The organism is Nonomuraea sp. NPDC049684 (assembly GCF_044465345.1).
Taxonomy (GTDB): Bacteria; Actinomycetota; Actinomycetes; order Streptosporangiales; family Streptosporangiaceae; genus Nonomuraea.
Genome location: NZ_JBITLO010000002.1, coordinates 200403 through 224323 on the forward strand (window position 1 = coordinate 200403; position 23921 = coordinate 224323).

At 73.5% G+C, this 23921-nt stretch carries 17 protein-coding genes; 6 read left to right on the forward strand and 11 right to left on the reverse strand.

Annotated elements, in window-relative coordinates:
• Positions 1 to 34: 34 nt before the first annotated feature.
• From ACIBST_RS06735 to thrC, 5 genes are all read right to left on the reverse strand, one after another.
• On the reverse strand, positions 35 to 670 hold the full coding sequence (locus ACIBST_RS06735) for a response regulator (protein ID WP_397169689.1): 636 nt from the start codon (positions 668 to 670) through the stop codon (positions 35 to 37).
• Between the two features lie 10 nt (positions 671 to 680).
• The gene (locus ACIBST_RS06740) at positions 681 to 1946 is read right to left on the reverse strand and encodes a sensor histidine kinase (RefSeq protein WP_397169691.1); all 1266 of its coding nucleotides are present in this window, start codon (positions 1944 to 1946) and stop codon (positions 681 to 683) included.
• A gap of 151 nt (positions 1947 to 2097) precedes the next feature.
• On the reverse strand, positions 2098 to 4095 hold the full coding sequence (gene rho / locus ACIBST_RS06745; protein WP_397169692.1) for a transcription termination factor Rho: 1998 nt from the start codon (positions 4093 to 4095) through the stop codon (positions 2098 to 2100).
• Between the two features lie 454 nt (positions 4096 to 4549).
• Positions 4550 to 5455 carry a homoserine kinase gene (gene thrB / locus ACIBST_RS06750; RefSeq protein ID WP_397169694.1) on the reverse strand — a complete coding sequence of 302 codons (906 nt, stop codon included), beginning with the start codon at positions 5453 to 5455 and terminating at the stop codon, positions 4550 to 4552.
• A 47-nt stretch (positions 5456 to 5502) separates the two neighbouring features.
• On the reverse strand, positions 5503 to 6561 hold the full coding sequence (gene thrC / locus ACIBST_RS06755; protein WP_397169695.1) for a threonine synthase: 1059 nt from the start codon (positions 6559 to 6561) through the stop codon (positions 5503 to 5505).
• Between the two features lie 236 nt (positions 6562 to 6797).
• Here thrC and ACIBST_RS06760 point away from each other — a divergent pair, with 236 nt between their 5' ends.
• On the forward strand, positions 6798 to 8186 hold the full coding sequence (locus tag ACIBST_RS06760) for a glycosyltransferase (RefSeq protein ID WP_397169697.1): 1389 nt from the start codon (positions 6798 to 6800) through the stop codon (positions 8184 to 8186).
• A 21-nt stretch (positions 8187 to 8207) separates the two neighbouring features.
• Here ACIBST_RS06760 and ACIBST_RS06765 read toward each other — a convergent pair whose 3' ends face one another.
• On the reverse strand, positions 8208 to 9866 hold the full coding sequence (locus ACIBST_RS06765; RefSeq protein WP_397169699.1) for a glycosyltransferase: 1659 nt from the start codon (positions 9864 to 9866) through the stop codon (positions 8208 to 8210).
• On the reverse strand, positions 9863 to 10933 hold the full coding sequence (locus ACIBST_RS06770) for a glycosyltransferase (protein ID WP_397169700.1): 1071 nt from the start codon (positions 10931 to 10933) through the stop codon (positions 9863 to 9865). The genes ACIBST_RS06765 and ACIBST_RS06770 overlap by 4 nt, the downstream gene beginning before the upstream one ends.
• A gap of 235 nt (positions 10934 to 11168) precedes the next feature.
• On the opposite strand from ACIBST_RS06770, the gene ACIBST_RS06775 reads away from it, so the two are divergent.
• The 4 genes from ACIBST_RS06775 to ACIBST_RS06790 are packed head-to-tail and all read left to right on the forward strand — an operon-like array spanning position 11169 to position 16898.
• Positions 11169 to 11606, forward strand: a complete 438-nt coding sequence (locus ACIBST_RS06775) for a hypothetical protein (RefSeq protein ID WP_397169702.1) — start codon at positions 11169 to 11171, stop codon at positions 11604 to 11606.
• Positions 11603 to 13126, forward strand: a complete 1524-nt coding sequence (locus ACIBST_RS06780; protein WP_397169703.1) for a glycosyltransferase — start codon at positions 11603 to 11605, stop codon at positions 13124 to 13126. Before ACIBST_RS06775 ends, ACIBST_RS06780 begins: the two co-directional genes overlap by 4 nt.
• Entirely contained in the window at positions 13123 to 15213 is a 2091-nt protein-coding gene (locus tag ACIBST_RS06785; protein WP_397169705.1) for a glycosyltransferase, read from the forward strand. The genes ACIBST_RS06780 and ACIBST_RS06785 overlap by 4 nt, the downstream gene beginning before the upstream one ends.
• The gene (locus ACIBST_RS06790) at positions 15210 to 16898 is read left to right on the forward strand and encodes a glycosyltransferase (RefSeq protein ID WP_397169706.1); all 1689 of its coding nucleotides are present in this window, start codon (positions 15210 to 15212) and stop codon (positions 16896 to 16898) included. Before ACIBST_RS06785 ends, ACIBST_RS06790 begins: the two co-directional genes overlap by 4 nt.
• A gap of 16 nt (positions 16899 to 16914) precedes the next feature.
• Here ACIBST_RS06790 and ACIBST_RS06795 read toward each other — a convergent pair whose 3' ends face one another.
• From ACIBST_RS06795 to ACIBST_RS06810, 4 genes are all read right to left on the reverse strand, one after another.
• The gene (locus ACIBST_RS06795; protein WP_352320372.1) at positions 16915 to 18204 is read right to left on the reverse strand and encodes a homoserine dehydrogenase; all 1290 of its coding nucleotides are present in this window, start codon (positions 18202 to 18204) and stop codon (positions 16915 to 16917) included.
• Positions 18201 to 19541, reverse strand: a complete 1341-nt coding sequence (lysA, locus tag ACIBST_RS06800) for a diaminopimelate decarboxylase (protein ID WP_397170704.1) — start codon at positions 19539 to 19541, stop codon at positions 18201 to 18203. Before lysA ends, ACIBST_RS06795 begins: the two co-directional genes overlap by 4 nt.
• A gap of 163 nt (positions 19542 to 19704) precedes the next feature.
• Positions 19705 to 20337, reverse strand: coding sequence for an anticodon-binding protein (locus ACIBST_RS06805; RefSeq protein ID WP_397169708.1), 633 nt, complete (start codon positions 20335 to 20337; stop codon positions 19705 to 19707).
• Between the two features lie 16 nt (positions 20338 to 20353).
• Entirely contained in the window at positions 20354 to 22165 is a 1812-nt protein-coding gene (locus ACIBST_RS06810) for a hypothetical protein (RefSeq protein ID WP_397169710.1), read from the reverse strand.
• A 116-nt stretch (positions 22166 to 22281) separates the two neighbouring features.
• On the opposite strand from ACIBST_RS06810, the gene ACIBST_RS06815 reads away from it, so the two are divergent.
• The gene (locus ACIBST_RS06815) at positions 22282 to 23904 is read left to right on the forward strand and encodes an asparagine synthetase B family protein (RefSeq protein WP_397169712.1); all 1623 of its coding nucleotides are present in this window, start codon (positions 22282 to 22284) and stop codon (positions 23902 to 23904) included.
• The last annotated feature ends 17 nt before the right edge of the window (positions 23905 to 23921 follow it).

The following is a 23921-nucleotide window of genomic DNA, read 5'->3' on the forward strand; positions in this document are numbered from 1 at the left end:
CGGCCCGCATCCCCAACCCCGGGTGCAGGCCGTATCAGCGACCCAGATACGTCAGGACGGCGAGAACCCGCCGATGGTCCTCGGGCGCGGGCCCGAGGGCCAGCTTGGCGAAGATGCCGGACACGTGTTTCTCCACCGCCCCTTCGGTGACGACCAGCCTGGAGGCGATCGCGGTGTTGGAGCGGCCCTCGGCCATCAGGGCCAGGACCTCGCGCTCCCGGGGGGAGAGCAGGTCCAGCGGCGCGCCCCTGCGCCTGCGGCTGAGCAATTGCACGACGACCTCCGGATCGATCACCGTGCCGCCCGCCGCCACCTCGCGCACCGCCTCCATGAACTCGGCCACGTCGGCCACCCGCTCCTTCAGCAGGTAGCCGACGGCCTTGCCGATCAGCTCGCCCGCGTAGCGCTCCTCGACGTACTGGGACAGGACCAGGATCGGGAAGTCGGGCCTGGCCTCGCGGACCCGCAGCGCCGCCTTCAGCCCCTCGTCGGTGTGGGTGGGCGGCATGCGCACGTCGACGATCGCCAGGTCGGGCTCGTGCTCGCGGACGGCGGCCACCAGCGCGGGCCCGTCGGAGACCGCCGCGACGGTCTCGAAACCGCCGTCGGCGAGCAGCCGCGCCAGCCCCTCGCGCAACAGTACGGAATCCTCGGCGATGACCACGCGCATGTGCACATGACTACCATTCGCAGGGCAGCTCCGCACGCACGATCGTCGGCCCCCCGGCGGGGCTGTGCAGCACGAGCACGCCGTCGATGGTCGCCGCCCGGTCGGCCAGGCCCGACAGCCCGCCGTCCGGGGTGACGACGGCGCCGCCGATGCCGTTGTCCCACACGTCCACGACCACGCCGCGCTCGCCCCCGAACACCGCCACCGACGCCTCCGTCGCGCCCGAGTGCTTGGCGAGGTTGGCCAGGGCCTCGGCGACGATGAAGTACGCGATGCTCTCCACCGCGGCCGGCGGCCGTTCGGTCAGTTCGACGGAGACGTCCACGTGCACCGGGGCCCGCGCGGCCAGCCCCGACAGCGCCGCGTCGAGCCCGCGGTCGGTGAGGATGGCCGGGTGGATGCCGCGGGCCAGGTCGCGCAGCTCGGCGATGGCCGCCTTGGTGCCCGCGTGCGCCTGCACGATCAGCGCCCTGGCCTCCTCCGGCTCGGTGTCGAACTTGGCCTGCGCCCGTCCGAGGTCCACCGCCACCGACAGCAGCCGCTGCTGCGCGCCGTCGTGCAGGTCGCGCTCGATCCTGCGGCGTTCGGCCTCGGCCGCGTCGATCCCCCTGGCCCGGCTGGCCCGCAGCCGCTCCTCCTCGCTGCCGCCGAGCAGCACCGTGGCCAGGGTGCCGTGCAGCCAGGCCATGCCCCGTACGAGATAGGCCGTCACGACGAGCAGCGCCACGCCCGCCGCACCCGCGACCAGCGCGCCCGCCCAGTCGTCGATGATCAGGCCGGTGCGGCCGTCGCTCAGGACGTACAGGACGCGGGCCAGCGGCGCGAGGAGCAGCGTCGCCGTCGCCGTCCACAGGGCGAGCGACAGCGCGGACTCGACCAGGCCCAGCGGGAGGAGCATGAGGAGGTAGCCGAGGTCCTGCCAGGTGGCCTTGTCGCCCAGCAGCCAGGTGAGGTGCGACAGCAGCCCGCCCTCGGGCCTGCCGCGGTACGGGTCGGCGATCCGCACCCCGAACGCCGCCCCCATCAGCCGCCGCTCCAGCATGGCCCCGCCGCGCCACATCAGCACGGTCGCCATCGTCAGCGGCAGCCCCACCCAGACCACCACCAGCGGCACCGCCACCGTCGTCGCCAGGGCCACCACGACGAACCAGGCCATCCCGAACACCGCGCTGACCAGCAGGTACGGAGCCGCCCGCCAGGTCATCGGGTCCACCAGCACCCCTAACGGCCCCTTCGGCCCGAACCGCACCCTGTCCTTCAGCCTCACCGATCGCATGCCCCCAGCCTGCCCGGCGGCGCGGACGGGGTGAATGGAGCAGACGTCCGGTCCGCGGGTGGGGTTAACCCCACCCCGCCCCGCGACCTGCCCGAGCACGCGAAAGGGGCGGCGGGAGAACCTCCCCGCCGCCCCTCAAGGCGCGTGGCCGCTAGTCGCGGTCGTTGCTCACCGTGGTCTTCTGCACCTGCAGCAGGAACTCGGCGTTGGACTTGGTCTCCTTCATCTTCTCCAGGAGAAGTTCCAGAGCCTGCTGCATGTCCAGGGCGTGCAGCACCCGCCGCAGCTTCCAGACGATCTGCAGCTCCTCCTTGGCCATGAGGATCTCTTCCTTGCGCGTGCCGGACGCGTCGACGTCGACCGCGGGGAAGATGCGCTTGTCGGCCAGGGAGCGGTTGAGCTTGAGCTCCATGTTGCCGGTGCCCTTGAACTCCTCGAAGATGACCTCGTCCATCTTGGACCCGGTCTCGACCAGGGCCGTGGCGAGGATCGTCAGCGAGCCGCCGTTCTCGATGTTGCGCGCGGCGCCGAAGAAGCGCTTGGGCGGGTAGAGCGCCGTGGAGTCGACACCACCCGACAGGATACGACCGGAGGCCGGGGCCGCCAGGTTGTAGGCGCGGCCGAGTCGCGTGATCGAGTCGAGCAGGACGACCACGTCGTGGCCCAGCTCCACCAGGCGCTTGGCGCGCTCGATGGCCAGCTCGGCGACCGTGGTGTGGTCTTCGGCCGGACGGTCGAAGGTCGAGTGGATGACCTCGCCCTTGACCGACCGCTGCATGTCGGTGACCTCTTCGGGACGCTCGTCCACGAGGACGACCATCAGGTGGCACTCGGGGTTGTTGCGGGTGATCGCGTTGGCGATCGCCTGCAGCACCATCGTCTTGCCGGCCTTGGGCGGCGAGACGATGAGACCGCGCTGGCCCTTGCCGATCGGCGACACGAGGTCGATGATCCGCGTGGTGAGGATGTTGTGCTCGGTCTCCAGGCGCAGGCGCTCCTGCGGGTAGAGCGGCGTCAGCTTGTTGAAGTCGGGCCGGTTGCGGGCCTGCTCCGGGTCCATGCCGTTGACGGTGTCGAGGCGGACCAAGGCGTTGAACTTCTCGCGGCGCTCGCCGTCGCGCGGCTGGCGCACCGCGCCGGTGATGACGTCGCCCTTGCGCAGGCCGTTGCGGCGGATCTGGGCCAGCGAGACGTAGACGTCGTTGCTGCCTGGCAGGTAGCCGCTGGTCCTGACGAACGCGTAGTTGTCGAGGATGTCGAGGATGCCGGCGATCGGGATGAGCACGTCGTCGTCGCCGATGACGGGCTCGGTGCTGTCGAAGCGGTCACGGCCGCGGCCGCGGTTGCGCTCCCTGAAGCGGCCCCTGCGGCCACGCCCGCGGTCGTCGTCGTCGCCGCCGCCACGCTGGTCACCGCGCTGGTCGCCGCCGCGCTGGTCACCGCCACGCTGGTCGCCACGCTGGTCACTGCGCTGGTCGCCGCGCTGGTCGCCCCTGCCGCCGGCGTCCGTGGCGCGCTGGTCGCCGCGGCTGCTCTCGGCACGGCCGCCCTCACCGCGGTCGGCACGGTCGCCACGCTCACCGCGGTCGCTGCGCTCACCGCGCTCGCCGCGGTCGCCACGCTCACGGCGCTCGCCGCGGCTGCGCCGCTCGCGACGGCTCTCGCGCTCGCCCCGCGTGTCGGCCTGACCGGCGTCCACGACCTGGGCCTGCTGCTCGACGGCCGGCTCGGCCGGCGCGGCCACGGGCTCGGGGGCCGCGGCCACCGGCTCGGCGGCCTGCGGCGCAGCCTCGTCGGCGGCCTTGGTGCGGGAACGTTCCCTGCGCGTACGGGTGGGCCGCTCGGCCACGGGAGGCGCGGCCTCCGTCAGGACGGGCGCCGCCTCAACCACGGCTGCCGCCGGAGCGCCGTCTCCGGAGGCGCCACCCTGCTTCTCCTGGATGGCCGCGATGAGCTGGCTCTTCCGCATGCGCCCGGTGCCGCTGATGCCGAGCTCAGCGGCCATCTTCTGCAGCTCGGGCAGCACCTTGGCGGACAGGCCGGTGCCGGAGCGACGCGCACGAGGCTTGGCCGCGGCGCGGGTGGGGGTGTCGCCGGACGCGGGCTGAGCGCCTGGTGCGTCGGAGAGGAGTTCGGTGGTGTCGCTCAACTAAAAGGTCCTTCCCAGGGGTCGGGCGCCGGTTTTGTTCTGCCGGGCGTCCCGGAGGTGCTTGCGACCCGGCGGGACAGACCGGGTCGGGGTGCACGTTGCGATCTTCGGCTGTCGCGGACGGCCGCCACTCTTGGGGAGGGGTTCGTCCAGGCCGCCACAGGACCGTGGCGCGTGGCTGACACCCCCCAGATTGCTGTCGCCAACCAGATGTCGATGTGCGTCGAACGCGCAGGTCCCCGTCGTCGCCGCCTCACGTTGGGCCAACCGGGTGTGGGCCAACCGGAGGCAACGGATTCCGGGGAGACAGCCGCGCTGCCCACGCCTCGCGACGTGAAGCATGATGCAGCGATGTATGGCTGACAAGCACGCACCCACCAAGGGGGCATCTGGTGCGGCTATCAGCCTAACATCACCAGCGCACACGGCTATTCCCTGAAGGTCTAAAGAGGCATCAGCGTGTCTCGGGGAACTGAACGTTCGCACCAACCGGGTCGACGTCCATTTGCTGGATGTGCCAGTCATTACCCACTTCTGGCGCGATCAAATCCTGCGTATCCGGTGACGAAAACGCAAGAACCGTGGGACCCGCCCCCGAAACGACCGCGGGCACGCCGACGGCACGCAGACGTTCTACCAGACGCGCGCTCTCCGGCATGGCAGGCGCGCGATAAGGCTGGTGGAGACGGTCTTCGGTGGCGGCGAGCAGCAGCTCTGGTTCCGGCCGCGAGGTCAGCGCGGCGATCAGCAACGCGGCCCTGCCGGCGTTGAAGGAGGCGTCCTTGTGGGGCACGTCCTTCGGCAACAGCCCCCGAGCGGTCTCCGTGGCCAGCCGCGTCGAAGGAACGACGGCGACCGGACGGACCCTCTCGTCGGGGGCCAGCTTCACCATACGCGGTGCTCCCGCATGGTCGGTCCAGGCCACCGTCAGGCCCCCCACCAGGCACGGAGCGACGTTGTCCGGGTGGCCCTCCATCTCGGTGGCCAGCGCGAAGACCTCGTCGTCGGACAGGCCGCCGTCGCTCAGCGCGCGGGCGGCCAGGATGCCGGCGCAGACCGCGGCCGAGGACGAGCCCAGGCCGCGGGCGTGCGGGATGCGGTTGACGCAGCGCAGGGCGATGCCCGCGGGCTGCGGCGCCCCCATGCGGGCGTACGCCTCGCGCATCGCCCGGACGACGAGGTGCCCCTCGCCGAGGTCGACCTCGCCGGCGCCCTCGCCCTCCACGCTCACGCGCACGCCGGGCTCGGCGGTGAGCGTGGCCTCCACGTCGTCGTAGAGGGTGAGCGCCAGGCCGAGCGCGTCGAAGCCCGGCCCCAGGTTGGCCGACGTGGCAGGCACGCGGATTCGCACCGTCGTCATGGGTTCACCACGGTTCCCTCGTCGTTCACTGACTCCCCGTAGACCTCTCAGGCGAGGTTGAGCGCCGCGGCCGCGGCGTGCACGTCGATCGGGATGACCACCGGGGCGGGCGCGCCCGAGATGGCCCAGTCGGGGTCCTTCAGGCCGTTGCCGGTGACGGTGCAGACGATGCGCTGCCCGGCCTCCACGAGCCCCTGGGAGTGCGCCTGGAGCAGCCCCGCGACGCTCGCCGCCGAGGCCAGCTCCACGAACACGCCCTCCTCCTGGGCCAGCAGCTTGTACGCCGCCGCGATCTGCCGGTCGGTCACCGCCTGGATGACGCCGCCGGACTCGTCGCGGGCCGCGGTGGCCAGGCCCCAGGACGCCGGGTTGCCGATGCGGATGGCGGTGGCGATCGTGTGGGGGTGGGTCACCGGGGCGCCCTCGACGATCGGCGCGGCGCCGCTGGCCTGGAAGCCGAACATGCGCGGGCGCTTCGTCGAGACGCCGTCGTCGGCGTACTCCTGGTAGCCCATCCAGTAGGCCGAGATGTTGCCCGCGTTGCCCACCGGGATGCAGTGGATGTCGGGGGCGTCGCCGAGCGCGTCGACGATCTCGAACGCCGCCGTCTTCTGGCCCTGCAGCCGGAACGGGTTGACCGAGTTGACCAGCGCGATCGGGTAGCTGGAGGACAGCTTGCGGGTCATCTCCAGGCAGTCGTCGAACGACCCCTCGACCTGCAGCAGCGTGGCCCCGTGGACGAGCGCCTGCGCCAGCTTGCCCATCGCGATCTTGCCCTTCGGCACCAGCACGGCGCAGGTCAGCCCCGCGCGTACGGCGTAGGCCGCCGCGGAGGCCGAGGTGTTGCCGGTGGAGGCGCAGATGACCGCCTTGGCGCCCTCTTCGACCGCCTTGCTGATGGCCATGGTCATGCCGCGGTCCTTGAAGCTGCCGGTCGGGTTCGCCCCCTCGACCTTCAGATAGACCTCGCATCCCGTCAGCGCCGACACGCGGTGCGCCGGGACGAGCGGGGTGCCGCCTTCGAGGAGCGTGACGACGGGCGTCTTCGTGGTGACCGGAAGACGCTCTCGGTACTCCTCGATGAGGCCACGCCACGACCTGCCCATGATGACTCCCTACCTGCGGTGTTGGCCACCGAGTGTACGGGGTGCGCGGCGCGGGCGCGGAGCCGAGTCCACTGGGTGGACAGGAGGTTGGACAGCATCACTATTCAGGAAATTCTCAGCATCTCCCGATAAGGTCTCGGCAGGGGGTCACCATGAACGCGCGTCCTGCTTTGAGGCAGAACGACTATTCACCAGTAGTGCCGCCGGAGCTCGGGGCCTGGTCGCCGGAGCTGTCCGTGAGCGTGGTGATACCGGCGCACGGCGGGCAGGACAAACTCGACCTGACGCTGGCCGCGCTGGCCGCGCAGACGTACCCGGACCATCTCATGGAGGTCCTGGTCGTCGACGACGGGAGCGCGCCGCCCGTCCGGCTGCCGGAGATCCGGCCGGTCAACACCAGGATCGTCCCGGTACGCGACGGCTGGGGCATCTCCAACGCGGTCAACACCGGCGCCAAGGCCGCCGACGGGGAGATCATCCAGCGGCTCGACGCCGACATGGTCGCCTGCCGCGAGCACATCGAGGCCCTGGCCCGCTGGCATCACGTGACCGACTACCTGGTCACGATCGGGATGAAGAAGTTCGTCGAGGCGCCGCCGGTCACCGCGCGGGAGGTCTTCCGCGCCGACCGCCTGGAGGAGGTGTTCGACCTGGCCGGGGCCGTGTCGAGCTCGACCGAGGCGACGATCGACAAGACCGACGGGCTGCGCGGCAGCCGCAACCCGTACCACGTGTGCACCGGGCCGACCTTCGCCCTCCCCCGCGAGGTCTTCGACGCCGTGGGCGGGCTCGACCCGACCGTGGTGCGCGGCGAGGACACCGAGTTCTCCTACCGGCTGGCCATGCACGGCGTGGTGTTCGTGCCCGACCGGGCCGCCCAGGCCGTGCACCTCGGGCTGCCGGCGCAGCACCGCGACCGGGAGCGGGCCGTGCGGGCGGTGGAGCCGTACCTGGCGCACCGGATCCCGCTCCGCCGGGACCTGCGCAAGGACCGGGGCCGGCGGTGGCTGGTGCCGTACGTGGAGATCGTGCTGGACGTCACCGACACCTCCGAGTCGGTGGTGCGGCGGGCGGTGGCGGCGGCCCTGGACGGCAAGCTCCAGGACGTCGTGCTGACGCTGGTGGGCCCCTGGTCCCGGCTCGACGACGGGCGGCGCGCGGTGCTGTCGGACCCGTGCTTCGAGCTGCGGCTCATGCGCGACCTGTTCGCGCACGACGAACGCATCCGGCTCATCGACGAGGCCGCCCCCACGCCCGCGCCCACGCCGTTCCGCTACCGGGGGCCGGTGGACGTGCCGCTGCACCGGGCGACGCTGGAGCGCATGATCGAGTCGGTGCAGAAGGACCTGACGGGGGTGCTCGTCGTCGACCTGCCCGACGGGCGCACGGCCCGGCTCGAACGCACCTCGGCGCTGGGCCGGGCGCTGCTGCTCGCCGGTCCAGGCGCCGACCTCGACGAGGTCATCGACACCACGCACGGCGTACGGCACGAGCCGCCGGACCGCTACTGGCCCGCGCCGCCGCAGCCGGAGCCGGTCACCATCCCCGCGACGGTCGCGGTCCCGGCCGAGTCCGCCGAGAACACCCTGTTCAGGCGGCTGAAGTCGGCCCTGCGCCCGAACTGACCGCCGCCGGCGGGCCGCCGGTCAGCCGCGCAGGCGGCGGCCCAGCGCCCGTTTCATCGTGGCCGACAGCAGGGTGCGCAGGCTCTGCTGGGCGCGGTTCGCCGCGGCGAGCTGGCGGCGCAGCGTGCTCACGTCGCGCCGCAGCTCGACGGCCGTCCTACGCCATCGGGTGGCCTCGTCCTTCCACTTGGCGACCTGGGCGCGCAGGCGGTCGGCCTCCGCCGCCAGCCGCTCGGTCTCGGCCTGGGCCTCCAGCCGCGCCCGGTACGCCCCTCGCCGCCCGATCAGCGGCGCCGCCTCCGTGGTGAACCCGTAGGTCTCGCCCTCGACCCAGGACACGCCGGACACGGCGTCCACCACGTCGTCGAGGTCGCCGGGCTCACCGGGCTCACCGGGCCCGTCGGCGGCCACCATGCGGGCCCTGGCGAAGGCCGAGCAGCGTTCCAGGCGGGCCGCCACGACGCCCTGCGACGACTCCCGCAGCAGCACGGCGACCAGGCCGAGGCCCTCGTCGCGGGCCAGGTCGAGCAGGCGGGCGAGGGTGTCCTCGCCGGGGATCCAGCCGGGCGGCAGGCGCAGCACGAAGGGCGTGGCCGGGTCCAGCTCCTCGGCCGCGGCCAGGCGCACCCGCCCTTCGTGCAGGTAGTGCCCGTGGACCAGGGCCAGGTCGAGGCCGGAGTCCTTGAGCGGGGAGCGGCGTTCGCGGCCCACCTCGTCCCAGGGGCCGAGCAGGAGCACCGACAGGTCGGGAACGGTCCCGGCGAGCAGGGCGTCCACGGTCGCGCGCACGCTGTCGTAGCCGGCCGTGCCGTCCACGACGGCGGTGACGTACGGGACCTTCCACTGCCGGGACGGATGCGAGCGCAACCACCGGTACGCCGGGATGCGGTCGGCCACGAACGCGTGGCTCACCCGGTCGATGGCCTCCTTGTCGCGCATGCGCATGGTCGGGCCGAGATGGTAGGCGCGGGCGCGCGGCTCGGGCACGAACACCGCGCCCGCCTGGCCCAGCCGGTAGCCCATCTCGGTGTCCTGGCCGAGGATCAGCTCGTCGTCCATGGGGCCGGCGGCCTCGATCAGGCGGGCCCCGACCGAGGTCGCGCCGCCGACGTGCAGGCTGAAGGGCCGCTGGGGGTTGGCGGTGAGGCCGTCGGTGCGTTCGACGAGGTCGACGATCCAGGCGTGCGGCTCGGCGGGCTCGAAGTGCTCCTCCAGGTCGGCGGGCAGCTCGGCGGGCAGCTCGGCGCCGGTGAACCTGATGTAGCCGGTCACGACCAGGTAGGGGGCCGTGTGGTGCCAGCGCATGTGGGCCTCGATCGCGCCCGGGGTGAGGACGACGTCGGAGTCCAGCCAGTGGATCACGTCGCCGGTGGCCTCGGCCAGCCCGGCGTTGCGGGCGTTGGCGCGTCCGGGCCGGTCGCAGACGATCAGGCGGGCGCCCTCGGGACGGACGTCGGGCAGCCGCAGGGGCGGGACGCTGCCGTTGTCCACGACGATGACCTCGGTGAGCGCGGCCGGGTAGGTCTGGCGGGCGAGGGCGGCCAGCACCAGGTCCAGCTTGTCCTGGCCGCCGAAGGCCGGGATGATCACGCTGACCGTGAGCGACGGGGTGAGGTCCTCGCCGGGCCGCAGCACGCGGTAGTCGTTGCCGCGCACCGGCGGCGTCTGGCCGTAGTTCATGCGGCTTCCATCAGCAGGCTCGGCCGGAAGCCGTGCCATTGGTTCGTGGCGATTCTGACGAAATGGGCCAGGGGGAGCTGCCAGGTGTGCTCCTCGGTCAGCCCCCTGCGCAGGACGTAGCCGAGGCCGTGCGTGCGATAGGTGCGCGCGCCGATCTTTTGGGCGGCTTTCAGGAACTCCAGATCGACCGCACGCGGGAGAGCGGGAAATCCCCCAATTTCCCGAAATTTCGCGCTTTGGAGCAAAATGGTGCCTCCGGCTACGTGATCCGCCCAAACCTCGCTAGGGTACGCCGCTCCGCTCGCGAACGTCGTCCGCCGGATCGTGGCGCGCAGCGGCTCCAGGTAGAAGAACTCGGCCGTCGTGCCCACCACGTCGGCCCCCGCGTACGAGCGGGCCATGAGGAGGTCGGACAGGTGGCCGGGGCCGTACCAGTCGTCGTCGTCCCACTTGGCGAGGTAGTCGCCCGAGGCCAGGGCGGCGGCCCGGTTCAGCACCTCGCCGAACGGCACCGTCCGGTCCGCCTCGACCCACCGTACGGGCAGCGAGCACGCCTCGACGGCCGCGCGCACCTGCTCGAAGGCCACCCCGTGCAGCCCGAGCAGGACCTCGGCCTCGACGCCCCGCTGCCGCTCCATCTGCGCCAGCGCCGCGCCGACCAGGGCGGGCCGCTTGGTCGACATGACGATGCTGACCGTCGCGCGGGCGGGCCGGTGGACCAGCCGCCGCAGCCGTACGCTGTGCTCCTCCCGCCGCAGGTCGGCCAGGGAGCGCGCGGTGCCGTCGGCGGGCTCGGCGAGCCAGTCGCGGTCGGTGAGCAGCGCGGCCAGTTCGCCCGGCACCCACGCGGGGGCGTCCTGGGCGGTCAGCGGGATCCCGGCGCCGGCCAGCTCCGTCAGGCCGTCGAGCGGCACCGGCGCGGCGGGCCAGTCGATCTCCAGTCCGCGCCGGGAACGCAGCGCGGGCACGTCGGGCGGACCGCCGTCCACCTGCCATCCGTCCGCCCAGTGCAGCCGGGCGAACCCCTTGCCCGGCGTACGCGTGAAGCCGCAGGGGGTGACGGACATGGACGATGCTCCTCGACCGGACGGGACTGGATCGGCGCCTACCTTACGCCCGTTTTTACACGTCAGTAGACAGACAGGCAGCTTTCGGGTGGCAGCCGGCATGAGACCCGAGGCCGGGTTCCCAGTTTTCCTCCAGGAACTTATGGCACGGTAGTGGTCAGGGTTTATTAGGGTGGCAAATATCCCGCCCATCCTCCTATGCCCGACTAGTCGTGACTATGAAAGGTTTGCGCGGATGCTCTCGCCCCGCCGACTGGCAGCGGCCGCCGCACTTCTCGCAGTCGTGGCCGCCGGGGTGCTCGCCCTCCTCGTCCTGGCCGGCCTGCTCACCCTCGGTGCGGCGGCGGCCGTCGCCGCGTTCGCGGTCACGCTGGCCGCCCTCGCCCTGCTGCTGCTCGTCGTCCGCCGTGTGGACGGCAAGGCGCACCGGATCGACCTGCGCATGAAGAAGCACGAGGCCGAGCTCGCCCGTGCCACGACCGCGGTCAAGAACCTCGAATCCCGGCTGGAGTTGCTGGTCCAGGCGGTCGAGGAGTCGGCCGCGCGACGGGCCGACGACATCGGGGCGATCCTGGCCTCGCTCGGCGAGGACCGCGTGCACGCCATGACCAGGGCCCGCGAGGTCGAGGAGCTGCGCGAGGAGGTTCGCGCGCTGGCCAAGGGCCTGGCATGACGCGCGTCCGGCACAACGACTACGGGGTGCTGCGCCCGCCCGCTATCGGGGACTGGACGCCCGAGCTGCGCGTGTCCGTGGTCATCCCGGCCTACGACTGCCAGGAGGCGCTGGAGCGCACGGCGTCCGCGCTGGCCGCGCAGACCTACCCGGCCGGGCTCGTCGAGATCGTGATCGCCGACGACGGCAGCACGCCGCCGGTCGAGCTGCCGGGGGCCCGCGTCGTACGGGTGACCGACGGCTGGGGACGCGGCGCGGCCCGGCAGACCGGCCAGTTGGCCGCCACCGGCGACGTGATCCACTGGCTGGACTCCGACATGATCCTGGCCCCCGACCACCTTGAGGCGCACATGCGCTGGCACCACCTGCTCGACCACGTGGTGGTGATCGGCGACATCCGGTTCGTGACGGCCCCGGGCGAGGAGGGCACGCAGCCGGAGTACACGCGCAGGACCCTGGAGTCGACCCGGATGCTCAAGGACGCGGGGACGAGCGCGTACCTGCTGCACACGGGGGCCTCCACGTCGGTGCGCGCCGAGCTGCTGCGCGCGGCGGGCGGCGTGGACGCCTCGCTCAACATGGCCGAGGACACCGAGCTGGGCTACCGGCTGGCCCAGGCGGGGGCCGTGTTCGTGCCCGATCCGCAGGCCAGGGCGTGGCACGTGGGACCGTCCACGGTGATGCTGCGGGAGAAGGAGGTCCACCGGCACAACTGGTCGTACCTGGGCGATCTCGTGCCGGACCTGCGCTGGCTGCGCGGCCATCCCCGGCGCCACTGGCGGGTGCCGTACGTGCGGGTCGTGGTGAGCGCCACCACGTACGAGGAGACCCGGGCGAGCGTGGACGCGGCGCTGGCCGGCACGCTGCCCGACGCCGCCGTCACCGTCGTCGGCCCCTGGGGCCGGCTGACCGGCGAGCGCCGGTCCAGCCTCGACGACCCGCTGCTGGACCTGCGGCTGCTGCACAACCTGTACGCCCACGAGCCGCGCGTCACGTTCGCGGAAAGCGAACCGGTCAGCGCCGCCCCCACCCCGTTCCTGCTGCGGCTGCCCGCCGGATGGGTCCTCGGGGCCGACACCCTCGCCCGGCTCGTGCGGCTGGCCGACGAGGACCTGCTCGGCCTGCTCTGCGTCGCGCTGGCCGAGGACGCGGACGGGGTGGTGGCCGCCCGGCTGGAGCGCACGGCCGCCTTCGCCCGCGCCGCCCGCTTCTGCGGCCCGGCCGACGACAATCCGGCCGACGATCTGGTGGACGACCTGGTGGACGAGCTGTTCGGCGTGCTGTGGGTCGAGGGCGGCGAGCACGGCTTCGGCACCGCCGCGGAGCCTCCGCCGCTGGGCGGCGACCCGGCCAAGTGGCGCGCCCTGGCGGCCCGGCGGCTGGCGGAGACCGAGGAGCTGCGGGCCCAGGTCGACCGGCTCTCCGCCGAGGTCGAGCGCCTGTCCCGCACGCAGGACGCGGAGGACCCCGCCCCCGGGCCGCTGAGCTCCCTGATCCGGCACCTGCGGAGCGCCGGATGAGCGCCGGTCAACCGTCACCCGAGCGGCGGACGGTCACCGCGCTGCTGGCCGACCTGCCGGACGCCCGGGTGTTCCTGGCCGGCATCGAGAGCCACACGTTCCCAGGTCACGGCGAGGGCGGCGAGGGCCGCGCCGGGCTGCCCGCCGCAGCCGTGGACCTGGACCGGGACCTGCTGGAGCCGCCCGCCGAGCCGGAGTCGGCCGACCACGTCCTCGTGCTCGCCAGGACGCCCGCCGACCTGCGCAGGGTGGCGACCCTGCACAAGCTGCTCCCGCTGGCCGGGCGGGTGGTGGTGTGCGTGCTCGACGCCCCCGCCTCGCACCCGGCCCCCGTGCCCACGCCGACCCCCGCGCACCGCTGGCGGTCGCTGACGGACCTGCGGGTCTACCAGCCCAGGAGCCGGGTGTGGGTGGTGGACGCCCGCTTCTCGGCCGCGACGCCCGCCGGCCGCACGGTCACCGCCACCGCCCGCGCCTTCGCCGGTCACCGCCTGGACGTGATCGCCGCGCCCGCCGCCGGCATCGCCGGGATCGGCTCGGCCGACTGGCGTCCCGGCGACCCGAACGCCACGCCCGCCGAGGTGAGCGGCCCGGTCCCCGAACGCGTCGGCGCCCCGGGCAGCGACGTCGTGCTCCGCACGCTGGGCGACGTCGCCCTGCGCGGCCTGTCCGGCGACGCCCTGCGCCCGCCGGGCGACGGCCGCGCCCAGGACGCGTCCCCGGCCCTGACGCCGGGCGGGTCCGGCGAGCCGGGCGGGAACGGCTGGGCGGGCGGGCACGGCGGGATCGGCTGGGCCGGGGATCAGGCGCCCGTCGAGCGGCCCACGATCGTCGCCGCGAGCTGGGAGAGCATCGGGCGTCCCGGCGGGGCGGGGTCGCCGCTGGCCGATCCCGACGTGCTCGGCGAGCCGTCGATGGTCCCGCCGGTGGACGAGCGCCTGGTGAACCCCCAGGGTTTCGTGACCACCCCGTCCCGGGGCATGGCCGCGCTGGCCGAGCGCGACGGCCGCTGGTCGGTCTTGCTCGACGGCAAGGTCGTGACGACGTTCGCCGAGTCGGGCGGCGTCACCGACGCCGACGTGGCCAGGCTCCGGCAGATCCGCGGCGTCGAGGTGAGCTGGCAGCACCCGCACAGCGGCCCGCTGGCGGCCGTGCGGGTGCTGGCCGGTCTGGCCGCCGCCGGGGTGCCGCTGGTCACCGGAGCCGTGCCGCGCTGGGCGGGCGCTCTCGGGGACGAGCTGGTCGCGCTGCTGCCCGCCGCCCCCGACCTGTCCGACGAGCTGCGGCGCGAGGAGCACAGCATCCGGCTGCGCAGGGCCGCCCTGCGCACCCATGGCGTGGCGGCGCGGTGGGAGCAGCTCGGCGCGCCCGCCCCCGCTCCCCCGCTCACCTCCGTCCTGCTGGCCACCCGGCGCGCCGACATGGTGCCGTTCGCCCTGCGGCAGATCGCCCGCCAGCGCGACGCCCAGCTCGAAGTGGTGCTCGCGCTGCACGGCGTCCCGCGGGAGCACCCCGACGTCGCCGCCGCCCTGGCCGCCTTCGGCGGCCCGCTGACCGTGTACGAGGCCGACCCCGCCGCCGTCTTCGGCGAGGTGCTGAACGAGGCCGCCGCCAGGGCCTCCGGCTCGTTCCTGCTCAAGATGGACGACGACGACTGGTACGGCCCCGACTTCCTGGCCGACCTGCTGCTCGCCCACGCCTACTCGGGGGCGCAGGTGGTCGGCACGGTGCCCGAGTTCGTCTACCTGGCCTCGATCGACGTCACCGTGCACCGCAGCCAGGTCACCGAGCAGATCACCAGCTTCGTGGCGGGCGGCACGATCCTGGTGGAGCGTTCGGCGTTCCAGGCCGTGGGCGGCTTCCGGCCGCTGCGCCGCTCGGTGGACACCCAGTTCCAGGAGGCCCTCCAGGCGGCGGGCGGCCAGATCTACCGCACCCACGGCCTGGGCTACATCCTGCGCCGCGGCCCGGCCTCCGCCCACACCTGGCAGGAGCCGATCGGCACGTTCCTGCGCCGCAACCGGCGCCAGTGGCGCGGGTTCCGCCCGAACGCCCTGATGGAGCTGGAGGGGAGCAGCCGCCCATGACCGTCCCGCGCATCCGCGGCAACGACTTCGGCGTCCTCGACCCGCCCGAGCTGGGGGCCTGGGAGCCGGAGCTCGCCGTCACGGTCGTCATCCCGGCGCACGACCGCCAGGAGACCCTGGACCTGACGCTCGCCGCCCTGTCCGCGCAGAGCTACCCGGCGCACCTGCTCGACGTGATCGTGGTGGACGACGGCAGCGCCACCCCCATCCGCCTGCCCGAGCTCGTCCCGGGCGGCACCAAGCTGATCTCCAGCCCGCCGGGCGGCTGGGGGCGCGCCTGGGCCGTGCAGGCGGGCCTGGACGCCGCCGCCGGCGACGTCGTCCTCGTGCTGGACGCCGACATGGTCCCGCACCGGCGGCACGTCGAGGCCCAGCTCCGGTGGCACCACCTGGCCCCGTACGTGGTGGTGCTCGGCTGGATCGACTTCACCTCGGGCGGCGAGCCGCCCACGCCGGAGCAGGTCGTCCGGGCCCTGGACGCGGGCGCCGAGGACGACCTGTTCCCCCTGTCACCGCACCGGCACGACTGGGCCGAGCGGATCATCCACGACCACGACGGCCTGCGTACGGCGTCCGGCGCGACGGCGGCCCGCGTGCACGTGGGGGCGACGGCGTCGTACCCGGCGGCGCTGCTGCGCTCGATCGGCGGCCTGGACACCTCCCTGGTGCTGGCCGAGGACACCGAGCTGGGGTACCGGCTCGTCCAGGCGGGGGCGGTGTTCGTCCCGGAGCCGCAGGCGCGGGCCTGGCACGTCGGCCTGCCGACCGCGATGCGCGACGTCGCCGCGCTGAAGCGGTACAACGACCCCTACGTGGCCGACCGGGTCCCCTACCGGCGGTACCTGCGCACGGATCCGGGGCGGCAGTGGCTGGTGCCGTACGTGGAGGCGGTGGTGACGGCGGGCGGCTACGAGGACACCCGCGCCACCGCGGACGCCCTGCTCGCCTCCTCCATCCCCGACGTGCGCCTCACCCTCACCGGCCCGTGGGCCGCGCTGCCCACCGGACGCCGCTCGCCCCTGCGCGACCCCGACCTGGACCTGCGCCTGCTCCAGGCCACCTTCGAGCACGACCCGCGGGTCCGGCTGGCCGCCGAACCGCCTCAGGGGCCGCCCGCGGGCACGACGGCCCCCTTCCGGCTGACCGTGCCGCCCGGCTGGACGCTCTCCCCCGGCACGCTCGAACGCCTGATCGCCCACCTGGACGAGCACGACCTCGGCAGCCTGTGCCTGGCCCTGGACGAGACCCCGCAGGGCGTGGTCGCCGCCCGTCTCGACCGTACGGCCGCCCTGTCCAGGGCCGCCCTGGTCGCCACCCCCGGCGACCACCCGGACGACCTGATCGACGCCCTGTACGGCCTGGAATGGGCGGACGGCGCCTCATGGGGCCTCCGGCGCCGCCCGGACGTCTACCCGCCGCGCCGGCCGCCGGTCGCGGAGCTCGCCCTGCTCGCCGCCCGCCACGAGAAGGACCTGACCCTCCACCGCAGGCGCGTCGCCGCCCTGCGCGCCGAGATCGCCCAGCTCCGCCGGGAGGCCGCCAAGAACGGCAGGGACGCCTCCCGCTGGCGGGAGAAGGCCGAGAGCTGGCGGCGCGAGGCGGTGCGCCTGGCCCGCCAGCAGGACCGCACGGTCCTGAAACGGGCCGTGCGCCGCGTCCGCGACCTGGCCTTCCCCGCCCACTGACCGGGCGGGGCGGGCGTCAGTCGTCGCCCTCCACGCGCATCACGCCGGCGACCGCGCGGACGATGTCGAGCTCGCGCAGCCCCTCCATGGTCGCCGTGAGGGCCGCGTCGGTGGCGCGGTGGCTGACGATGACGAGCTGCGCGTCGTCGCCGTGCCCCTCCTGGCGGACGGTCTGGATGGACACGTCGTGCTTGGCGAACAGGTCGGCCACCCGCGCCAGCACGCCCGGCTTGTCGGCCACGTCGAGCGCCACGTGGCAGCGCGTGACCGTGTCGCCCATCGGGTGGACGGCCAGGTCGGCGTAGGTGGACTCCTCGGGCCCGTGGGTGCCGGCCAGCCGGTTGCGGCCGACCGCCACGAGGTCGCCGAGCACGGCCGAGGCCGTCGGCGCGCCGCCGGCGCCCTTGCCGTAGAACATGAGCTGCCCGGCCGACTCGGCCTCCACGAAGACCGCGTTGTACGCCTCGCGCACCCCCGCCAGCGGGTGGGTGCGCGGGATCATCGCCGGGTGCACCCGCACGCCGAACGAACGGCCGTCGTCGGAGCGCTGGCAGATGGCCAGCAGCTTGATGACGTAGCCCATGGCCTTGGCGGAGGCGACGTCGGTCGCGGTGATCTCGGTGATGCCCTCGCGGTGCACCTTGTCGGCGGTGACGCGGCTGTGGAAGGCCAGACCGGCCAGGATGGCGGCCTTGGCGGCGGCGTCGAAGCCCTCGACGTCGGCCGTCGGGTCGGCCTCGGCGTAGCCGAGCGTCTGGGCCTCCTCCAGGGCGTCGGTGAAGGACGCGCCCGTGCTGTCCATCTTGTCGAGGATGTAGTTGGTGGTGCCGTTGACGATGCCGAGCACGCGCTTGACGTGGTCGCCGGCCAGCGACTCGCGCAGCGGGCGCAGCAGCGGGATCGCGCCGGCCACGCTGGCCTCGAAGTAGAGGTCGCCGCCGCCCCGGCGGGCCGCCTCGTGCAGGGCCGAGCCGTCCTCGGCCAGCAGGGCCTTGTTGGCGGTGACGACCGACTTGCCGCGTTCGAGAGCGGCCACGATGAGCGTGCGGGCCGGCTCGATGCCGCCGATCACCTCGACGACGATGTCGATGTCGTCGCGGGTGACCAGGGACTCGGCGTCGGTGGTCAGCAGCGCCGGGTCGACCTCGATGTCGCGCTTGCGCCCGAGCCTGCGCACGGCCACGCCGGCCAGCTCCAGCGGGGCGCCGATGCGCGCGGCCAGGTCGTCGGCCTGCTCGTGCAGGAGCCTGATGACCTGCGAGCCGACGACGCCGCAGCCCAGCAGAGCCACTTTCAGCGGTTTCACAGCTGCCCCCTCAACAGGTCGTCCTCGGTCTCGCCCGCCACGATCACCCGGGCCGCGCCGTCGGCGACGGCGACCACGGCGGGCCTGGGCAGGTAGTTGTAGTTGCTGGCCAGCGAACGGCAGTAGGCGCCGGTCGCGGCCACCGCGACCAGGTCGCCGGGCGCCAGGTCGGCCGGCAGGTGGAAGTCGCGCACGAGGATGTCGCCGCTCTCGCAGTGCTTGCCGACCAGGCGGCTGAGCATGGGCGCGGCGTCGCTGGACCGGCTGGCGAGGGTGGCGGTGTACTCGGCGCCGTAGAGGGCGGTGCGCACGTTGTCGCTCATGCCGCCGTCGACGCTGACGTACGTGCGCAGGCCCTCGACGTCTTTGACCGTGCCGACCTCGTAGAGGGTGATGCCGCCCGGACCGACGATGGTGCGGCCCGGCTCGACGGTCAGGCGCGGCACCGGCAGGCCGGCGTCGGCGCAGACCTTGGTGACGATCTCGCGCAGGCCGTCGGCCAGCTCCTTGATGTCGGGGGCCGCGTCGCCCTCGACGTAGGCGATGCCGTAGCCGCCGCCGAGGTCGAGCTCGGGCAGGACGACGTCGTGCTCGTCCTTGATCTGCACCAGCAGCGTGGCCAGCCGCCGCGCGGCCACCTCGAACCCGGCGGTGTCGACGATCTGCGACCCGATGTGGGAGTGGAGGCCGACCAGGTCGAGCTGCGGCAGCGCGAGGATGCGGCGCACGGCCTCGGCGGCGGCGCCGGTGTTGAGCGACAGGCCGAACTTCTGGTCGTCGTGGGCCGTGGCGATGAACTCGTGGGTGTGGGCCTCGACCCCGGTGGTCACCCGGATCATCACCTTGGGCCGCTTGCCGAGCTGCTCGGCGAGGTAGCCCAGGCGGGCGATCTCCTCGTAGGAGTCGACCACGATGTGCCCGACGCCGCACTCCAGGGCGCGGGTCAGCTCGGCCTTGGACTTGTTGTTGCCGTGGAGGGTGATGCGCTCGGGCGGGAAGCCGACGCTGAGCGCCACCGCCAGCTCGCCGCCGCTGGCGACGTCGAGCCCGAGGCCCTCGTCGGCCAGCCAGCGCACGATCTCCTTGCACAGGAACGCCTTGCCCGCGTAGTGGACCTCGGAGCCCTGGAAGGCCGTGGCGTAGTCGCGCATGCGTGAGCGCACGTCGGCCTCGTCGAGGACGTAGAGCGGCGTGCCGAACTCGCGGGCCAGGTCGCGCACGTCGACGCCGCCGACCGTGAGCGTGCCGTCGGTCCGGGTCGACGTTCGGGGCCAGATCGCGGGGTCGATCCGGTTGAGGTCGGCGGGCGCCATCGGGGGGCGCTCGTGGGGCAGCATCTCGGCGTGCCGGTCCCCGGCTGGATGGACGAAGCTCACCCGATCGAGGCTATCGGAACCGCCGCCCCTTCCAGGACCGCTGCCCACGTATCGAGACGCGATCAAGGTCCACAAGCAAAATTTTCACGATATTTCGCGCTTTAGCCGGATATTTTACGATCCATCACAATCTTTCCGGCCCAACCAGTACCCCCCGGACGGCCTCCGCCAGCCGCAACCGCGCCGTGTGCACCGGCCGGACCGGCTCGTCCCCCATCGGGACGGCGGGGGCGTGCTCGTGGGCGTCGTGGTAGGCCAGCGCCAGCCGGACCGAGAAGGCGTCCCAGCCGGGGTCGCGGCTGACGGCGCGTCCGGGCAGCTCGGCCAGCACCCGCAGCACCCGGCGGTCGTGGGGGCCGTCGAGCAGCTCGGGCCGGAAACCGCTGTGCGGCACCCCCAGCTCCCCGGCCCACCGCCGCACCGCGCAGGCGCGGGCGTGGGCGTACCGGACGACGAAGCCCGGGTTGTCCCACGTGCGCGGGAAGTCGGGCCAGCCGGGGTCGGGCAGGACGGGCGGGTCCAGGGACTCGACCAGGCGTCCCGGCGCGTCCACGACGATGCGCAGGAAGCCGTTCGGCCGCGCGTGCGCCTCGGCCACGCCGTCCACCGCCCGCACCCGCGCGGCCAGCTCTTCCGGCGGGACGCGGCGGCGCAGCGCGGCGGCCGACACGTAGACGGCCTCCCGCTCCCACGTGCCCTCGGGCGCCGGCGGCTCGCCCAGCACCTCCGCCAGCGACTGGGCGAGCAGGTCGGTCATCGGCTCAGCGTAGGCGTCAGATCAGCGCGTGCGGCTCCGCCGAGCCGTACTCGACCAGGTGCGCCGCGCCGAGCAGCCAGCGGTCCTCGTCGCGCACCCGCACGTAGCCGAACCGGTCGGCGGAGAAGACCTTGACGCCGTCGGTGCGGCACTGGCGCATCATGACCTCGTCCCAGCCCTCGGTGAGGTCGGCGAAGCCCACCTCGCGCAGGGCGTTCCTGCGGGCGAGCAGGGTGGCCCCGGCGATCTCGGGGAGGTAGGCGTACTCGGCCTCGGGCTGCTTGAGCAGGGTCGCCTGGGGCTTGCGCAGGTGGGCGTAGAAGGCGGCCTTGCCGACGATGTCGGCCGTGCTGAACAGGAAGGCCCGCCGCAGGTCGGACAGGTAGTGCGGGCCGTAGACGTCGCGCGGGTCCATGACCGCGACGAGGTCGGCCTCGCACAGGTCGAGGCCCTTGGCCAGCATCGCGCCCTCGCTCATGGCCGGGTGGGGACGCCGGTACAGCACCTCGGCGTCGGTCAGCACGTCGCGGGCGCGCAGCTCGGCCTCGGGCGGGCCGATGACGATCACCTGGGCCACGCCGGACTGCCTGGCCACCTGGGCCAGCGCGTGCTCCATGAGCGACGGGTCGAGGATCGGCAGCAGCACGGAGGTGTCGAGGGTGGCGCGGGCGCTGGGCAGGCCGATGGCCTCCAGCAGCTCGTCCACGCGCTCGGTCATCGTCCCCGTGCCGTAGGCCCGGCGCAGCGCCACGTGCGCGCGCCGCGAGTCCGGCTCGGTGCCGATCGGCGTGCCGCAGGCGGCGATCTCGGCCAGCCGCCACTGCGGCGTGCCCGGCGGGCAGTCGGCCGCGGCCGGCCAGCGGTAGGAGGTGAGCACGTCGGGATAGGCCAGGTGCGGCGGCAGGAGCTGGTCGAGCGTGAGCACCCGGTCGACCCGCCCGCCGGCCAGCGGCAGCGGATTGTGCACCCGGGGCTGCACGCCGAAGTGCAGGCGCGGCCACGGGACCGTCATGTCGGTGGTGAAGCGGTGCTCGAACAGCTCGGCCGCGGCGGCGTAGTCGGCCACGTCGCCCTGGGTGTGCCAGAAGACGGTACGGATGCCGCGCTCGGCGCACCAGGCCAGCAGCGCCCTGAGCCCCTCGCCCGGCTCGCCGGTCAGCTCCTCCAGCCACGGCCCCTGCGTGACGGACTCCACCACGAGCAGGTGGGGCACCTCCAGCGGCAGCACGCGGGCGAAGTCGCGCGGCGTGAACCCGGTCGTCTGACGCCACTCGTAGCGCAGCAGCGCCTCGACGTGCGGATCGGCGACGACGGCGGCGGTCAGGTGCGGGCGGGTGTTGGGCCCGGTGGGGATCCGGTACGGCTTGAGCTTGAACGAGGCCCCGCCCAGCGTCCTGGTGGTGCTGGTGGCCTGGAACGACGCCCCCGGACGCGCCTCCCTGGCCCCCTGGACGGCCACCGGCCGGCGCTTGGGCGCGCTGGGCCGCTTGACCGGCTTGGCCGCGCCCCTGAGCCCCTTGGCCAGGCGCATCGGGTTGTTCTTGCCGCTCTTGATGGCGTCGCCGAGCCGGTTCCAGCGGGCGACCTTGATCGAGGACAGCTTCCAGTTGGCCACCTCGGCCTGGAAGCGCTGCTCGGCCAGCTCCTTGCGCAGCCTGTCGGCCGCGGCCCGCTCGGCCTCCAGCCGCTCCTCGGTCTCGCTCAGCTGCTCGGCCAGCTTCCTGGCCTCCTCGGCGCTCTCCTCGGCGGCCGCCAGCCTGGACTGCGCGGCGTCCAGCAGCCTGGCCAGTTCGGCCGCGCGCTCGGCCTGCGCGACAGCTTCCCGCAACGCCCGACGCGTGCTTTCCAGCTCGGTAGACAACCGGACCTCCGCTCTCTCAGCCCGGCAAAGGATACTCTTTTGCAGGAAGCGTCTCGAAGGGATGAGATCCGGTGCAGTTCAACGTGCGACCCTACGTATGCGGCGCTCTCGGCCGGATCGACACCTCCATACTGGGCAAACTCACCGCCGCGGGCCCCAAGGTGCGGCCCGCGCTCCAGACGGACGAGGCCGCGCTGTTCAGCTCCGCGCCGCTGCCGCCGTACCACCGGGCCGGCGGCGCGTTCGCGTTCTCGTGGGGTGAGCGCAAGCCCGCCGCCGCCGAGGACTGGATCACGGTCGCGGAGACGTACGAGACGCCCGGACTGATCGGCGACGCCGCGCGGGTGACGCTGCACGCGGGCGCGCTCGGCCTGGTCGACGTCTACTACGTGCGCCAGGGCGAGGCTGTCTACTTCTCCTCGCTGATCCAGCCGCTGCTCAGCCTGGTGCCGATCGAGATCGACTGGGCCGCCTGGGCCTCGATCATCCAGGTGACGTTCCCGCTGGGCGAGGCGACCCCGTACCGGGAGGTCAGGCGGCTGCCGGGGTCGAGCGCGCTGGTGTTCGAGCACGGCCGCCTGGCCACCGAGCGCCGGTTGCCGCGCTGGCTGCGCACCGAGCCGTACGAGGCGTGGACCAGCCCCGAGGAGATCGTGGAGCTGCTGCACCACGTCTACGAGGACTACGACGGCCGCAGGCTGCTCGTGCCGGTCAGCGGCGGCTACGACTCGCGCCTGCTGGCCAGTGTGGCCATGGCCCGCGGCGCCGACGTCGAGTCGTGGACCACCAGCCCCGACGACGGCACCGACACCGACATCGCCTTCGCCAGGGCGATCACCCGCGAGCTGGGCATCCCGCACCGGGTCGTCACCCAGGACGCCGCCGCCTACCCCGCCGACGCCGCCGAGGTGGCCCGCCGGCTGGAGTACCTGACGCCGCACCACGCCTGGTACGCGCCGTTCGCCAAGGAGGTGCACGGCTCGGGCCGCATCCTGGTCGACGGCCTGGCCGGCGGCCCGCTGCTGAAGAACTTCATGGTCAGCGGCGCCGCGCTGGAGGCCAGGACGCAGGCCGAGCGGTCGGCGGCGCTGCTGGGCTCGCTGTCGCTGGGCGCGCCCGCGCAGCCGTTCCTGTCCAAGGCGGCCGCGCAGTGGATGGAGGAGACCGTGCGCGAGCAGTTCGCGGCGGCCACCTCGATGCTGCACGGCCACCGGGCCGAGCTGCCGCTGTCGGTGCTGCACACCAGGACCGTGCGCGGCATCGCGCGTTCGGCGGTCAACCTGGTGGGGCCGGAGGCGTCGTTCGCGGCGCCGTTCATCCATCCCGCCTTCTTCGACGCCGCGCTCAGCGTCGGCGTCGCGCGCAAGGACAAGGGCCGCTTCTACCGCGAGGTGCTGCACGCGGCCAACCCGAGGGTGGCCGCGCTGCCCTCCACGAACGTGGTCAAGCAGCCGCTCCAGCGGGTGCCCCTGCGCTCCACGGCCGCGCCGGCGCGGGCCTGGTCCCACGCCATGCTGGAAGTCGTGGCCCGGCGCGTGCCCGCGATGCTCTCCGACGAGCTGCACGAGGTGATCGCCGGCGGGCCGGACGCGCTGACCCGGTTCAACGGCTGGAACGACCGCTTCTGGGTGCGCGGGCTGGTGCTTTTCGGACTCTGGCTGAACGACTTCGAGAACGACCTCCCGGACGTCACCGCACCTTTTTAGTGAACTCTGGGTAACAG

Bases quoted from the DNA above. Each gene is read 5' to 3' on its own strand.
- ACIBST_RS06785 (WP_397169705.1), top strand. From the start codon at position 13,123: ATGAGCGCCGGTCAACCGTCACCCGAGCGGCGGACGGTCACCGCGCTG.
- ACIBST_RS06740 (WP_397169691.1), bottom strand. From the start codon at position 1,946: ATGCGATCGGTGAGGCTGAAGGACAGGGTGCGGTTCGGGCCGAAGGGG.
- ACIBST_RS06765 (WP_397169699.1), bottom strand. From the start codon at position 9,866: ATGAACTACGGCCAGACGCCGCCGGTGCGCGGCAACGACTACCGCGTG.
- ACIBST_RS06780 (WP_397169703.1), top strand. From the start codon at position 11,603: ATGACGCGCGTCCGGCACAACGACTACGGGGTGCTGCGCCCGCCCGCT.
- ACIBST_RS06775 (WP_397169702.1), top strand. From the start codon at position 11,169: ATGCTCTCGCCCCGCCGACTGGCAGCGGCCGCCGCACTTCTCGCAGTC.
- thrB (WP_397169694.1), bottom strand. From the start codon at position 5,455: ATGACGACGGTGCGAATCCGCGTGCCTGCCACGTCGGCCAACCTGGGG.
- thrC (WP_397169695.1), bottom strand. From the start codon at position 6,561: ATGGGCAGGTCGTGGCGTGGCCTCATCGAGGAGTACCGAGAGCGTCTT.
- lysA (WP_397170704.1), bottom strand. From the start codon at position 19,541: ATGCTGCCCCACGAGCGCCCCCCGATGGCGCCCGCCGACCTCAACCGG.
- ACIBST_RS06805 (WP_397169708.1), bottom strand. From the start codon at position 20,337: ATGACCGACCTGCTCGCCCAGTCGCTGGCGGAGGTGCTGGGCGAGCCG.
- ACIBST_RS06770 (WP_397169700.1), bottom strand. From the start codon at position 10,933: ATGTCCGTCACCCCCTGCGGCTTCACGCGTACGCCGGGCAAGGGGTTC.
- ACIBST_RS06790 (WP_397169706.1), top strand. From the start codon at position 15,210: ATGACCGTCCCGCGCATCCGCGGCAACGACTTCGGCGTCCTCGACCCG.
- ACIBST_RS06735 (WP_397169689.1), bottom strand. From the start codon at position 670: ATGCGCGTGGTCATCGCCGAGGATTCCGTACTGTTGCGCGAGGGGCTG.